The following is a 13,634-nucleotide window of genomic DNA, read 5'->3' on the forward strand; positions in this document are numbered from 1 at the left end:
AAAATCGATAATTACTTCCAAGATCGAATTATTATACTTTGAGACACGTTCTCCGAGAAGCGTCATGGGGCTGGACGGGCTGGGCCTTTCAAACCTACGCGGCTGCGTGTAAACGCGGGGCTTGACGATCATCCCAGCGCCTGCGCCCCCTTGGCGCCGCCTTCGAAACGGCGGTGCGCGAGGGCGAGCGCGCGCGAACTCGCTTCAAGGCGCTCAATGCCGAAACGCACCGACATCTCCTCCATTCTCATCATCGGTGCGGGCCCCATCATCATCGGGCAGGCCTGCGAATTCGATTATTCCGGCACCCAGGCCTGCAAGGCCCTGCGGGAAGAGGGCTACCGGATCGTTCTGGTGAACTCGAACCCGGCAACGATCATGACCGACCCGGACATGGCCGACGCGACCTATGTCGAGCCGATCACCCCGGAGATCGTCGCCAAGATCATCGAGAAGGAGCGGCCCGACGCGCTGCTGCCCACCATGGGCGGACAGACGGCGCTCAACTGCGCACTCTCGCTGAAGCGCATGGGCGTGCTGGAGAAGTTCGGCGTGCAGATGATCGGCGCGACGGCCGAGGCCATCGACAAGGCGGAGGACCGCAACCTCTTCCGCGACGCGATGACCAAGATCGGCCTGGAGACCCCGAAATCGGAACTCGCCAACGCCTCGGCCGCCAAGAAGGCCGATCGCGACCGCTATCTCGCCGAGAAGGCGCGCATCGAGGCAGCGCAATCGGACCCGGCCGTCCGCGCGGCGGCGCTCGCCGAGTTCGATCGGCAATGGAGCGGGGCTGAGGGCGACCGGCGGCGGCGCTACATCGAGCACGCCCTGGGTCAGGCGCTGATCGCGCTGGCGGAAGTCGGCCTGCCGGCGATCATCCGCCCCTCCTTCACCATGGGCGGCACCGGCGGCGGCATCGCCTACAACCGCGAGGAGTTCCTCGAGATCGTCGAGCGCGGCATCGACGCCTCGCCGACCAACGAGGTGCTGATCGAGGAGAGCGTGCTCGGCTGGAAGGAGTACGAGATGGAGGTCGTCCGCGATAAGGCGGATAACTGCATCATCGTCTGCTCCATCGAGAACCTCGATCCGATGGGCGTGCATACCGGCGACTCGATCACCGTCGCCCCGGCCCTGACGCTCACCGACAAAGAATATCAGGTGATGCGCGATGCCTCGCTCGCGGTCCTGCGCGAGATCGGCGTCGAGACCGGCGGCTCGAACGTGCAATTCGCGATCGACCCGAAGACGGGCCGGATGATCGTGATCGAGATGAACCCGCGCGTGTCGCGCTCCTCGGCGCTGGCCTCGAAGGCCACCGGCTTCCCGATCGCCAAGGTCGCGGCCAAGCTCGCCGTCGGCTACACGCTCGATGAGATCGCCAACGACATCACCGGCGGCGCGACCCCGGCCTCGTTCGAGCCGACGATCGACTACGTCGTCACCAAGATCCCGCGCTTCGCCTTCGAGAAATTTCCCGGCGCCGAGCCGACGCTGACCACCGCGATGAAGTCGGTGGGCGAGGCCATGGCGATCGGCCGCTGCTTTGCCGAATCGCTGCAGAAGGCCCTGCGCTCGCTCGAGACGGGGCTGACCGGCCTCGACGAGATCGAGATCGAGGGTCTCGGCAAGGGCGACGACCACAACGCGATCAAGGCCGCGCTCGGCACGCCGACGCCGGACCGGCTGCTCAAGGTCGCGCAGGCCATGCGGCTCGGGATCAGCCACGAGGAGATCTACGCCTCCTGCGCGATCGATCCGTGGTTCCTCGAGCAGCTCCAGGCCATCGTCGATCTGGAGAACCGGGTGAAGGCGCATGGCCTGCCCAAGACCCCGGGCGCCTTCCGCCAGCTCAAGGCCGCCGGCTTCTCCGACGCGCGGCTGGCCGTGCTGACCGCCACCGACGAGGACGCCGTGCGCGCCGCCCGCCGGGGCTTGGGCGTACGCCCGGTCTTCAAGCGGATCGACACCTGCGCCGCCGAGTTCAAGGCACCGACCGCCTACATGTACTCGACCTACGTCGCCCCCTTCGCCGGCCAGAACGCGGACGAGGCGTACCCGTCGGACAGGAAGAAGGTCATCATCCTGGGCGGCGGCCCGAACCGGATCGGCCAGGGCATCGAGTTCGACTATTGCTGCTGCCACGCCTGCTTCGCACTCACCGAGGCCGGCTACGAGACCATCATGGTCAACTGCAACCCGGAGACGGTCTCGACCGACTACGACACCTCCGACCGGCTCTACTTCGAGCCGCTCACCGAAGAGGATGTCCTGGAGATCGTCGAGACCGAGCGGCAGGCAGGCACGCTCCACGGCGTGATCGTGCAGTTCGGCGGCCAGACCCCGCTCAAGCTCGCGCGCGCCCTGGAGGCCGCCGGTGTCCCGATCCTTGGCACCTCGCCCGACGCCATCGACCTCGCCGAGGACCGCGACCAGTTCAAGCGCCTGCTGGACAAGCTCGGCCTCAAGCAGCCCAAGAACGGCATCGCCTACTCGGTGGAGCAGAGCCGGCTCGTCGCGGCCGAACTCGGCCTGCCCTTCGTGGTACGCCCGAGCTACGTGCTCGGCGGGCGGGCCATGGCGATCATCCGCGACGAGACGCAGTTCGCCGAGTACCTGCTCGGCACCCTGCCGAGCCTGATCCCCTCCGATATCAAGGCGCGCTACCCCAACGACAAGACGGGGCAGATCAACACGGTGCTGGGCAAGAACCCGCTCCTGTTCGACCGCTACCTGTCCGACGCGACCGAGGTCGATGTCGACGCGGTCTGCGACGGCGCGACCGTGTTCATCGCCGGCATCATGGAGCACATCGAGGAGGCGGGCATCCACTCGGGCGATTCTGCCTGCTCGCTGCCGCCGCGCACGCTCTCGCCCGAGATCATCACGGAGTTGGAGCGGCAGACCAAGGCGATGGCGCTGGCCCTCAAGGTCGGCGGCCTGATGAACGTGCAGTACGCGATCAAGGACGGCACGATCTACGTGCTGGAGGTGAACCCGCGCGCCTCGCGCACGGTGCCCTTCGTCGCCAAGGTGATCGGCGAACCGATCGCCAAGATCGCCGCGCGGATCATGGCCGGCGAGCCCCTCGACAGCTTCGGCCTCAAGCCGAAGCGGCTCGACCACATCGCGGTGAAGGAGGCGGTGTTCCCGTTCGCCCGCTTCCCCGGCGTCGACGTGCTGCTCGGGCCGGAGATGCGCTCGACCGGCGAGGTGATCGGACTGGATGCCGGGTTCGGCGTGGCCTTCGCCAAGAGCCAGCTCGGATCGGGCACGGCGGTGCCGCGCACCGGTACCGTGTTCGTCTCCGTGCGCGATGACGACAAGCCGCGGGTGCTGCCGGCGATCCGGCAGCTCTCCGGCCTCGGCTTCACCATCCTCGCGACCGGCGGCACGCAGCGCTACCTGGCGGATGAGGGTATCCCGACCCAGCGCATCAACAAGGTGCTGGAGGGCCGTCCCCACATCGTCGATTCGATCAAGAACGGCGACATCGCGCTGGTCATCAACACGACCGAGGGTGCCGGTGCGCTGTCCGACTCACGCTCGCTCCGGCGGGCGGCCCTCTTGCATAAAGTGCCGTACTACACCACTCTCGCCGGCGCGATGGCGGCGGCCGAGGGGATCAAGGCCTATCTCGAAGGCGATCTTCAGGTTCGCGCCTTGCAGGAATACTTCGCGGCCTAAATAGACGTTCGTGTGCCGGGCGGCCCGCCGAGCGGAAGCGGGCGGCCCGAAAGCACACAATCAAGAGCCGTTATCCCGGCCCGGAAGGAGCATGTCGCTCCGGCCGGGCCTCTTCATTGTGGCGCGAGACCATGAGCATCGACAAGCTTCCCATCACGGCACGCGGCTACGCAGCCCTCGAGGAGGAGCTGAAGCGTCGCCAGCAGGTGGAACGCCCCCGGATCATCCAGGCGATCTCCGAAGCCCGCGCGCTCGGCGACCTTTCCGAGAATGCCGAGTACCATGCGGCCAAGGAGGCCCAGTCCCACAACGAGGGCCGGGTGCTCGAACTGGAGAGCATGATCGCGCGCGCCGAGATCATCGACACTTCGAAGCTGTCGGGCGCCAAGATCAAGTTCGGCGCCCGCGTGAAACTCGTGGACGAGGACACCGAGGAGGAGAAGACCTACCAGCTCGTCGGCGAGCCGGAGGCGGATGTGCGCGAGGGCCGCGTCTCGATCTCCTCGCCCATCGCCCGCGCCCTGATCGGCAAGGCCGTCGGCGACACGGTGGAAGTCACGACCCCCGGCGGCGGCAAGTCCTACGAGGTCGTCGCCGTCGAGTGGGGAGCCTGACCCGCATGCGCGTCCCCGGCCTCGCGGCCGCGCTCGGCCTCCTGGCCGGGGTCGTGCTCGGCGTCCCGGCCGCGGCGCAGGACTTCGACCGGGTTGACTTCGACCGGGTCGGCGGCGTCGCCGTCGATGTGCGCCCCCTGCAGGTTTATGCCCGCGGTCCGCAGACGGAACTTCTGCGAGCGGACCTGACCGAGGCGATGCGGCGCAGCTTCGGTGACCGCATCGTCCGCGGTGCGCCGACGCTGGTAGTGCGCGTGAGCGGCCTGTCGCTCGCGGCCTATGGCGGTGCGCAGGGCGGCGACCGCAGCAGCCTGGGCGGCAGCGGCACGACGGATTACCTCGACGGCGAAGCGCTGCTGGTCGGCCGTGGCGGCGAGATCCTCGCGCGCCATCCCCAGCTCTCGGCCCTGCCCGCGAGTTCCGGCGGCGCGTGGTACGATCCGGCCTCCGAGCGGCGGCGGGTCGCGGCCCTTGCCGAGCACTACGCGCAGTGGCTGCGGCGCCGGCTCCCGGCCCAGTAGGCCGGGTTTGGTGGGATCGAAGGTTTGCGTCGCGTGAACGAACAGGGGCCGGTGAAGCCCGACGGCAGCGTACTGCCGGAACTCGCGCGGGCCCGCGCCTGGATCCTCACCGACGGCAAGGCCGGCGACGAGAACCAGTGCATCGGCATCGCCGAGGCGCTCGGCCTCACCTACGAGACGCGCCGGATTCCGGACGGACGGCCCCTTACCTGGATGGCCCCGTGGGGGCCGATCGACCCGCGGGACGCGCCGGGCCGATCCGGCGGCCTGCTGCAAGGCCCGCTTCCCGATCTCCTGATCGCGTCGGGGCGGCGCTCCGTACCCTATCTGCGCGCCGTGCGACGCGCCTCGGGCGAGAAGACCTTCACGGCCTTCCTCAAGGATCCGCGCACCGGCCACGACACCGCGGATTTCATCTGGGTTCCCGACTACGACGACCTGCGCGGCCCCAACGTCTTCACCACGCTCACCGCGCCGCATCCCGTCTCCCGCGCCCGGCTCGACGCCGCCCGCACGACCCCCGATCCGCGTCTCGCGCGCCTGCCCTGGCCGCGCATCGCCGTGCTGATCGGCGGGGACAGCCGGCATCTGCGTTACCGCCAAGCCGATATGCAGCGGCTGGTGCGCGATCTCACCAAGCTCGCCGATGGCGGCTGCTCGCTGATGTTGACGGTCTCCCGGCGCACGCCGCCGGACCTGCGCACCGCCCTCGAAAACCTGGTGAAGGACAAGGGCGGCTTCTTCTGGGACGGCACCGGCGAGAACCCTTACGTCGGCATGCTGGCGATCGCCGACCACATCGTCGTCACCTCCGATTCCGCCAACATGGTGGGCGAGGCCGCGAGCACCGGCGTGCCCCTCCTCCTATTCGATCTGCCGCGCACCTATATCCGGCATCGGCGGATGTTTGCGGGCCTCGCCATGGCCGGCGCGCTGAAGCCGTTCATCGGGCGCCTGGAAGCGCTGCGCTACGCCCCGATCGACGCGACACCGGAGATCGCTGCCGCCTTGGCGGAAGCATACATGGGCCACCGTCGACGCTGGGCGGAGGCGCGACCGGCGGTGTCCGTCCCGCTGGGACGGCCTGAGACGTGACCGGCGCGCGGCCCGCTCCGCGCGGTGAAAGAAATCTTTGTCCTCGCGGTGTCAGACTGCACGCGAGGATCGACAGGACGGGAAGACGGCCGCGGCCGGTTGCGGACAGGAGACGGCACAGATGGCGCACACCCATGCGAGGCTCGTGATCATCGGCTCGGGGCCGGCCGGCTACACGGCCGCGATCGACGCCGCCCGCGCCATGGTCGAGCCTCTGCTGATCTCGGGCTTCCAGCCCGTCGGCTTCTCTGAAGCGGGGGAGCCCCGGATGTGTGTGTATCCAAACCTCTGCCCGGCGAACGACGACCGTCCGCGGCCCATGCTTGAAGCTGCAGCGTAGAGCCCGTTCAAGTCCCCTCCGCTCCCTCGTTCGTCCAGGCACGCCATGACCACTCACAAGACCAAGGTCCTCATCATCGGGGCCGGACCGGCCGGCTACACGGCGGGCATCTATGCCGCCCGGGCCAACATGAAGCCCATCATCGTGACGGGCATCCAGCCGGGCGGCCAGCTGACCATCACCACGGACGTGGAGAACTATCCCGGTTTCGCGACCGCCGTTCAGGGTCCTGACCTGATGGAGCAGATGCGCCTGCAGGCCGAGCACGTCGGCACCCGGATCCTTTCCGACACCATCGTGTCGGTCGACCTCTCGAAGCGCCCCTTCGTGGCCGAGGGGGATAGCGGCGACACCTACGTCGCCGACACCCTGATCGCCGCCACGGGCGCCCAGGCCCGCTGGCTCGGCCTACCGTCCGAGATCGAGTTTAACGGGGCGGGCGTCTCAGCCTGCGCGACCTGCGACGGCTTCTTCTACCGCGGCAAGGAGGTCGTCGTGATCGGCGGCGGCAACACCGCCGTCGAGGAGGCGCTGTACCTGGCCAACCTGGCCTCGAAGGTCACCGTCATCCACAGGCGCGACCGTTTCCGGGCGGAGCCCATCCTTCAGGATCGGCTGTTCGCCCATCCGAAGATCGAGGTCATCTGGAACCATGTGGTCGAGGAGGTCCTCGGCCGGAGGGAGCCGGTGAAGGCCGTCACCGGCGTCCGGTTGCGCGACGCCGACACCGGCGCGACGCGTGACGTTCCGGCCGACGGCATGTTCGTCGCCATCGGGCACGATCCCGCGACGAAGCTCTTCGCCGGACAGCTCGAACTGCTGGAAGGCGGCTACATCAAGATCGTGCCGGGCACGACGCGGACCAACGTCGAGGGGGTCTACGCGGCCGGCGATTGCGCCGAATTCGTCTACCGCCAGGCTGTGGTCGCCGCCGGCATGGGGTGCATGGCGGCGCTTGAGGCCGAGAAGTTCCTGGCCGAGCATTCGCCGGACCCGAAGGTCAGGACCGAGGAGCTGCAGGAACCAGAGATGATCGGAGCCTACGACTAGGCAGGCGGATGCGAGAGCCCGGCATCCGGCGCCACCACTTCGCTGCGGTGGCGGCTGGGCTTCGAGCCTAAGGAGGTCGAGGCCCTCGCCCGCAAGTGGGGCGAAGGCCAATGCTTCCCCCTGGTCGCGCGAATGCATGAATGGACGGCCTGAGAGCGCCCTTCAGGAATGCCGACTTTGAACGTGGCGGCATCCAGGCGTGCTGGCCGATTGGCCCACACGCGGATCGTGGCTCTCTCGGATGGTCGCTACCTGGGCCGGCAACGGTACGCCCCCGGGTTCACCCCGGTCCACTTCCGGAACGCGCGGAAGAACGAGCTGGCCTCGGAGAAGCCCGCCGCCTCGGCAAGCGCCGCGAGGCTCAGGTCCGTGGTCCGCAGGAGGTGCACCGCAATTTCCTTGCGGACGGTGTCCTTGATCTCCTGGAACGACTGCCCTCGGCCTCGATCCGTCGGTGCAGGGTCGATGCCGACAGGTCGAACCGTTGCGCGACCTCGTCGAAATCCAGCCAGACGTCGGGGTTTTGCGAGCGCAGCAGGTGCTTGACCCTCGCGACCGCCCCGGCGTCGTTGCGGTATTTGACAAGGATGTTCGCCGGCGCGCGCTGGAGGAAGGCGTCGCGGTCACCGACCACAGCAGGGGCACGCGAAACCGGCGCGTGACAATGGCCAGCATCCAGATGTTGACGTCGGTTCGGCCGAGTTTCCACTGGGTGGGATCCAGCGCCAGGCATTTGGACCGGGCCAGATGGAGCATGCGCACCACGAGGGTCGCAACCACCGCCTGATCGAGCCGCACATACTGGAAGAAGCGCTGCAGACGGCGGTACTTCGAAGCGTGCCGCGCCGGCCCGTGACAGTGGCTGGCGATATGGCCGAGGTTGACCGTCCGACGATGGATCAGCCCGGTCATCAGGGCGCCGAGCGTCTCCGGACGCGAGTGGTTCAGGCCCAGATGCGCCGCAAAACTCGCGATCAGGGCGGTGCGGGGAGACAGAGACATGGGGGGATCCTCTTGCCGGAGAATCCTTCAGCCCAGCACTTCGCACCGCCCGCCGCGACCCTGTCGTGTACGGTGAGGGAACGGACTCGACGATGCATAAGATTTTGGAATTATTCAGTTTTATCCGGAAATACGGTGGACAACCGACCACTTTGAATGCGCACAACTTCCAGGCTCAGAAGAGCCCTGCGAAGGCTACGACCGAGTAGGTGCCTGGGCTGCGGGCGTTTCAAGTACTGTTCAAAAGAACGCCCGCTTCGCCATCGTGTCGGACACGGAGACCGACCGGGGACAGGCGCTGTCGAAGCATTCAAGACGTTGTTCGACACGCATTTCCCTGTTGATGGCGGAAATGACGCAACCAAATTGCAAGCTTGTCGTCCTAACCTGAAAGCTGCGGGAGCCGGCAGGTTTCGCGAAGAAGCCTTTCGCCGGGTATGGCAGGGCAACAGACTGGCGTCGTGCAACGCCCGAAGGTCGTGGCCCCCCGTGCGGGCTGACTGCGACGGGCCGACCTCGACGGGCGGGAGTGACGGCCTTGGATTGGGACAAGATCCGGATTTTCCTCAACGTCGCGGAGGCCGGGAGCTTCACGCGGGCGGGCGACGACATCGGCCTCAGCCAGTCGGCGGTGAGCCGGCAGATCAGCGCCCTCGAGCGGGAGTTGAAGGCGCCGCTGTTCCACCGGCACGCTCGCGGCCTGATCCTGACCGAGCAGGGCGACCTGCTGTTTCGCGCCGCACGCGACATGAAGCTCAGGCTGGAGAACACCCGCGCCCGCCTCGTCGAGACGAGCGAGCGCCCCTCCGGCGACCTGCGGGTGACGACGACGGTGGGCTTAGGCACATCCTGGCTGTCGCAGCGTGTCTCGGAATTCCTCGACCTCTATCCGGATGTGCGGATCGAGCTGGTGCTCACCAACGAGGAGCTGGACCTCGCCATGCGCGAGGCCGACATCGCGATCCGTATGCGCCGCCCGGCCCAGCCGGACCTGATCCAGCGGCGGCTGTTCACGGTGCATTATCACGCCTTTGCGAGCCCCGATTACGTCAAACGCTTCGGTGAACCCAAAACCATCGCCGACCTCGACGAGCACCGCCTCGTCTCGTTTGGCGGCAACGAGCCGTCCTATCTGCTCGCGACCCACTATCTCGCCAGCATCGGCCGCGAGGGGGACGAGCGCCGTCCGGTCCACTTCACGGTCAACAACATCACCGCCCTCCACAAGGCGATGGAGGCCGGCGTCGGCGTCGGCATCCTGCCGGACTACGCCGTCGACGGGAACGAGAGCCTCGTTCAGGTGCTGCGCGAGAGCGAGATGCCGACGATGGAGAGTTATCTCGTCTATGCCGAGGAGATGCGCTCGGTGGCCCGCGTCCAGGCCTTCCGCGATTTCCTCGTGAACAAGGCACAACGCTGGACTTATTGAAAGCTTGGCCGGGCAACCGGCCGGCAACCGCCCTTGTCGCGCACCGACGCACTCGTCTAAGACCGCCCCTCCTGCCGGGCGGTTCGCGAAGCCTCCGGCCGAAGCAGCCGGACGGCATGATCGCGATTCACTGCCTCAACGGGCCGAACCTCAATCTCCTGGGCCAGCGCGAGCCGGGCATCTATGGTGCCGCCACGCTCGCCGACATCGAGCAAAACCTGCGGGAGCAGGCGGCCCGCCTCGATATCGCCCTGACCTTCCGTCAGACGAATCACGAGGGCGAACTCGTGACGTTCGTGCAGGAGGCCGGCGCCGCCGGGGCCGGGGTGCTCATCAACGCCGCCGCCTATACGCATACCTCGATCGCGCTTCGCGACGCGATCAAGGGCGCGGGGGTGACGGCGGTGGAGATCCACCTCTCCAACGTCCACGCCCGCGAGGACTTCCGCCACGTCTCGCGGATCGCGCCGGTCTGCGCCGGTTTGATTTCGGGCTTCGGTGCCCACAGTTACGTCCTGGGGCTCGACGCCCTCGCCCATCTCCTTCGTGGACGCACCCCGTCCGCCTCCTGACCTCAGAACTACGAGCCGATGGCCAAGAACGAACCCTTCGATCCCGAACTGGTGCGCGAACTCGCCCGGATGGTCGCCGAGACCGATCTGACCGAGATCGAGGTCGAGAAGGGCGATCTGCGCATCCGCGTCGCCCGAAAGATCGAGACGGTCTCGGTTCAGGTCGCGCCCGCCGCCTCGGCCGCTGCGGCGGCACCGGTCGCGGCGGCGCCCGCCGCTCTGGCGCCGGCACCCGCCAAATCCGGCGCGGGCCATCCCGGCGCCGTGCCGTCGCCCATGGTCGGTACCGCCTACCTGCGCCCCTCGCCGGACGCGAAGCCGTTCATCGAGATCGGCACGAAGGTCCAAGCGGGCGACAAGCTGTTGCTGGTCGAGGCCATGAAGACCTTCAACGAAATCGTCGCGCCCCGCGCCGGTACGGTGACCGCGATCTTCATCGAGGATGGGATGCCGGTCGAGTACGGCGAAGCCCTCCTCGTGCTCGAGTAGCCTCCCCGCGATGTTCGACAAGATCCTGATCGCCAACCGGGGCGAGATCGCACTCCGCATCCTGCGGGCGGCGAAGGAGCTCGGTATCGCCACAGTCGCGGTCCACTCGACGGCGGATGCCGACGCCATGCATGTGCGGCTGGCCGACGAGAGCGTCTGCATCGGCCCGCCGGCCGCCCGCGACAGCTACCTCAACATCCCCTCGATCATCGCCGCCTGCGAGATCACCGGGGCGGACGCCGTGCATCCCGGCTACGGCTTCCTGTCGGAGAACGCCCGGTTCGCCGAGGTTCTGGCGCATCACAATATCGGCTTCATCGGCCCCAAGGCCGAGCATATCCGCATCATGGGCGACAAGATCGAGGCCAAGCGCACCGCCAAGCGCCTCGGTATCCCCTGCGTGCCGGGCTCGGAGGGTGGCGTCACCGATCCGGACGAAGCCAAGCGCGTGGCTGCCGAGATCGGCTATCCCGTCCTGGTGAAGGCCGCCTCCGGCGGCGGCGGGCGCGGCATGAAGGTCGCCCGCTCGGAGAGCGAGCTGGAGCAGGCGCTCGACATGGCCCGCACCGAGGCCAAGGCCGCCTTCGGCGACGATGCGGTCTACCTCGAGAAGTACCTGACCAAGCCCCGCCATATCGAGGTGCAGATCCTCGGCGACGGGAAGGGCCACGCGGTGCATCTGGCCGAGCGCGACTGCTCGCTGCAACGCCGCCACCAGAAGGTCTGGGAGGAAGGCGGCTCTCCGGCCCTCAACGAGGCGATGCGCGCCGAGATCGGCGGCATCTGCGCCAACGCCATGCGCGAACTCGGCTATCTCGGCGCCGGCACCATCGAGTTCCTCTACGAGGACGGGCGGTTCTACTTCATCGAGATGAACACCCGCATCCAGGTGGAGCACCCCGTCACCGAGATGATCACCGGAATCGATCTCGTGAACGAGCAGATCCGGGTCGCGGCCGGCGGCGGCCTGTCGGTGGCTCAAGAGGATATCAAGGTCGAGGGCCACGCCATCGAGTGCCGGATCAACGCCGAGCACCCCTCGACCTTCCGGCCCTCGCCGGGGCTGATCACCTATTTCCACCCGCCGGGCGGCCTCGGCGTCCGGGTCGATTCGGCCGCGTTCCAGGGCTACCGAATCCCGTCCAACTACGACTCGCTGATCGGCAAGCTGATCGTGCATGGGCGCACCCGCAACGAGTGCCTGATGCGCCTGCGCCGGGCGCTGGACGAGTTCGTGGTCGATGGAATCGACACCACGCTGCCGCTGTTCCGCACGCTGGTGCGCAACGCCGACGTGCAGAACGGCCTCTACGACATCCACTGGCTCGAAGGCTTCCTGGCCCGCGAGGAACTGAACGGCGTCGAGACGCGGCGCTGAGAAAGCGGGGCGGGGCGGGGCGGGGCCGGTCGGTCCGCCCCGCTTTCTCCTGACGGCTGGTGTTCGCGCCCGGAGCGCGCGACAACGCTTCGATGCACGACAGGCCGCCCGTGGACATCACGCCCGACATCCTGCTCAAGGCCTATGCCGCCGGGATCTTCCCGATGGCCGAGGATGCGGACGATCCAACGATCTACTGGGTCGAGCCCCGCGCCCGCGGGGTGCTGCCCCTCGACCGCTTCCACGTGCCCAAGCGGCTCGCCCGCACCGTGCGCTCCGACGGGTTCGAGGTCGTCAGCGACCGGGATTTCGATGCGGTGATCGAGGGCTGCGCCGCCCCGCGCCGGGATACCGCCCGCACCTGGATCAACGCCCGCATCCGTGACCTCTACGGCGCGCTGTTCGAACTCGGGCATTGCCACACGATCGAGGTCTACCACGAGGGCCGCCTCGCGGGCGGACTCTACGGCGTCTCGCTCGGGGCGGCCTTCTTCGGCGAGAGCATGTTCCACGAGGTGCGCGACGCCTCGAAGGTCGCCCTGGTCCACCTCGTGGCCCGGCTGCGCTCGGGCGGTTACCGGCTCGCCGACACGCAATTCCTCACAGAGCACCTGAGCCAGTTCGGCGTCGAGGAAATGCCGCGCCACATCTACAAGCGCCAACTCGCCGCCGCGATCTCCGAGCGGGCCGAGTGGGGTCCGCCGGACCGGGTCTTCCGTGGCGCCGAAGCCCTGGCCGCCCTCGGGATCGGGCACACCGAGGCGTAGGGAGGACGTCGGAGCGCTGCCCCGATACCCCGCCAAAGGGATGATCCCTTTGGGATCCCGGCTCTTTCAGTCTGGAATCGGTTCGAGCCGCAGCAGGCGGCTGGCGAGCGCAGCGGCCGCCTGCGGGTCGGTCCGCACGGCCTCACCGAGCAAGCCGTCGATGACGAGCGCGGCGATGCCGTGGACGAGCGCCCAGGATCGCAAGGCTTCGTCGGAGGCGGCGTCCCCCGGCAGCAGCGTCGCAACCCGCTCGGCGAGCACCGCGTAGGCGGCGGCGGAGGCTTCGCACAACGCCTCGGGCCGTGAGCCGCCGGAGCGCGCGCCGCCGAACATCAGGCGAAACAATCCGGGCTGCGCACAGGCAAAGGCGACGTAGGCTGCCCCTTGCGCGTAGAGGGCCTCGCGTCCCGCCCCCTCCCCTCCCCGATCCGCCACCTCCAGCGCCGCGCGCAGCCGCTCGAAGCCGACGATGGCCACCGCCGCAAGCAGGGCGTCCTTGTCGGGAAAGTGCCGGTAGGGCGCCATCGCCGACACACCCGCCCGGCGCGCGGTCTCGCGCAGGCCGAGCGAGGCCGGATCGCCCCCCTCCTCCAGGATCGACAGGCCCGCCGCGACCAGGGCCTCGCGCAAATCGCCGTGGTGGTAGCCGCCCTTGCCCGGGTTCGGCTCGCCCTTCGATGTTGACAC

At 68.1% G+C, this 13,634-nt stretch carries 14 protein-coding genes; 11 read left to right on the forward strand and 3 right to left on the reverse strand.

Annotated elements, in window-relative coordinates; translation table 11 throughout:
• Positions 1–216: 216 nt before the first annotated feature.
• The 6 genes from carB (at position 217) to trxB (ending at position 7,310) form a co-directional block, all read left to right on the forward strand.
• A complete protein-coding gene (gene carB / locus Y590_RS04320; protein ID WP_060768789.1) occupies positions 217–3,690 on the forward strand; it encodes a carbamoyl-phosphate synthase large subunit in 3,474 nt (1,157 codons plus the stop codon).
• 137 nt (positions 3,691–3,827) lie between these two features.
• Entirely contained in the window at positions 3,828–4,304 is a 477-nt protein-coding gene (gene greA / locus Y590_RS04325; protein WP_181425498.1) for a transcription elongation factor GreA, read from the forward strand.
• 5 nt (positions 4,305–4,309) lie between these two features.
• Positions 4,310–4,825 carry a hypothetical protein gene (locus tag Y590_RS04330; RefSeq protein WP_060772151.1) on the forward strand — a complete coding sequence of 172 codons (516 nt, stop codon included), beginning with the start codon at positions 4,310–4,312 and terminating at the stop codon, positions 4,823–4,825.
• A gap of 33 nt (positions 4,826–4,858) precedes the next feature.
• Positions 4,859–5,920, forward strand: a complete 1,062-nt coding sequence (locus Y590_RS04335) for a mitochondrial fission ELM1 family protein (RefSeq protein ID WP_083530743.1) — start codon at positions 4,859–4,861, stop codon at positions 5,918–5,920.
• Between the two features lie 121 nt (positions 5,921–6,041).
• Positions 6,042–6,260 (forward strand): FAD-dependent oxidoreductase, encoded by a 219-nt coding sequence (locus tag Y590_RS27645; RefSeq protein ID WP_060768791.1) that lies wholly within the window; start codon positions 6,042–6,044, stop codon positions 6,258–6,260.
• A 45-nt stretch (positions 6,261–6,305) separates the two neighbouring features.
• A complete protein-coding gene (gene trxB, locus Y590_RS04345; protein WP_060768792.1) occupies positions 6,306–7,310 on the forward strand; it encodes a thioredoxin-disulfide reductase in 1,005 nt (334 codons plus the stop codon).
• Between the two features lie 248 nt (positions 7,311–7,558).
• Here the strand turns inward: trxB and Y590_RS27530 are convergent, their stop codons facing one another.
• On the reverse strand, positions 7,559–7,699 hold the full coding sequence (locus Y590_RS27530) for a helix-turn-helix domain-containing protein (RefSeq protein WP_353612593.1): 141 nt from the start codon (positions 7,697–7,699) through the stop codon (positions 7,559–7,561).
• Positions 7,672–7,944, reverse strand: a complete 273-nt coding sequence (locus tag Y590_RS25385; protein ID WP_286161850.1) for a hypothetical protein — start codon at positions 7,942–7,944, stop codon at positions 7,672–7,674. The genes Y590_RS27530 and Y590_RS25385 overlap by 28 nt, the downstream gene beginning before the upstream one ends.
• 906 nt (positions 7,945–8,850) lie before the next feature.
• Here Y590_RS25385 and Y590_RS04355 point away from each other — a divergent pair.
• The 5 genes from Y590_RS04355 to aat all read left to right on the forward strand — a co-directional run bounded on the left by Y590_RS04355 (position 8,851) and on the right by aat (position 12,947).
• The gene (locus Y590_RS04355) at positions 8,851–9,741 is read left to right on the forward strand and encodes a LysR family transcriptional regulator (RefSeq protein WP_060772152.1); all 891 of its coding nucleotides are present in this window, start codon (positions 8,851–8,853) and stop codon (positions 9,739–9,741) included.
• Positions 9,742–9,857: 116 nt separating this feature from the next.
• Positions 9,858–10,313 (forward strand): type II 3-dehydroquinate dehydratase, encoded by a 456-nt coding sequence (gene aroQ / locus Y590_RS04360; RefSeq protein ID WP_003598216.1) that lies wholly within the window; start codon positions 9,858–9,860, stop codon positions 10,311–10,313.
• Between the two features lie 18 nt (positions 10,314–10,331).
• A complete protein-coding gene (accB, locus tag Y590_RS04365; protein ID WP_060768794.1) occupies positions 10,332–10,802 on the forward strand; it encodes an acetyl-CoA carboxylase biotin carboxyl carrier protein in 471 nt (156 codons plus the stop codon).
• A gap of 10 nt (positions 10,803–10,812) precedes the next feature.
• A complete protein-coding gene (gene accC, locus Y590_RS04370) occupies positions 10,813–12,180 on the forward strand; it encodes an acetyl-CoA carboxylase biotin carboxylase subunit (RefSeq protein ID WP_003598219.1) in 1,368 nt (455 codons plus the stop codon).
• A 92-nt stretch (positions 12,181–12,272) separates the two neighbouring features.
• On the forward strand, positions 12,273–12,947 hold the full coding sequence (gene aat / locus Y590_RS04375; protein WP_060772153.1) for a leucyl/phenylalanyl-tRNA--protein transferase: 675 nt from the start codon (positions 12,273–12,275) through the stop codon (positions 12,945–12,947).
• A gap of 66 nt (positions 12,948–13,013) precedes the next feature.
• On the opposite strand, the gene Y590_RS04380 is transcribed toward aat, so the two are convergent.
• Positions 13,014–13,634, reverse strand: coding sequence for a TetR/AcrR family transcriptional regulator (locus Y590_RS04380; RefSeq protein WP_060768795.1), 621 nt, complete (start codon positions 13,632–13,634; stop codon positions 13,014–13,016).

Source organism: Methylobacterium sp. AMS5, from assembly GCF_001542815.1.
Taxonomy (GTDB): Bacteria; Pseudomonadota; Alphaproteobacteria; order Rhizobiales; family Beijerinckiaceae; genus Methylobacterium.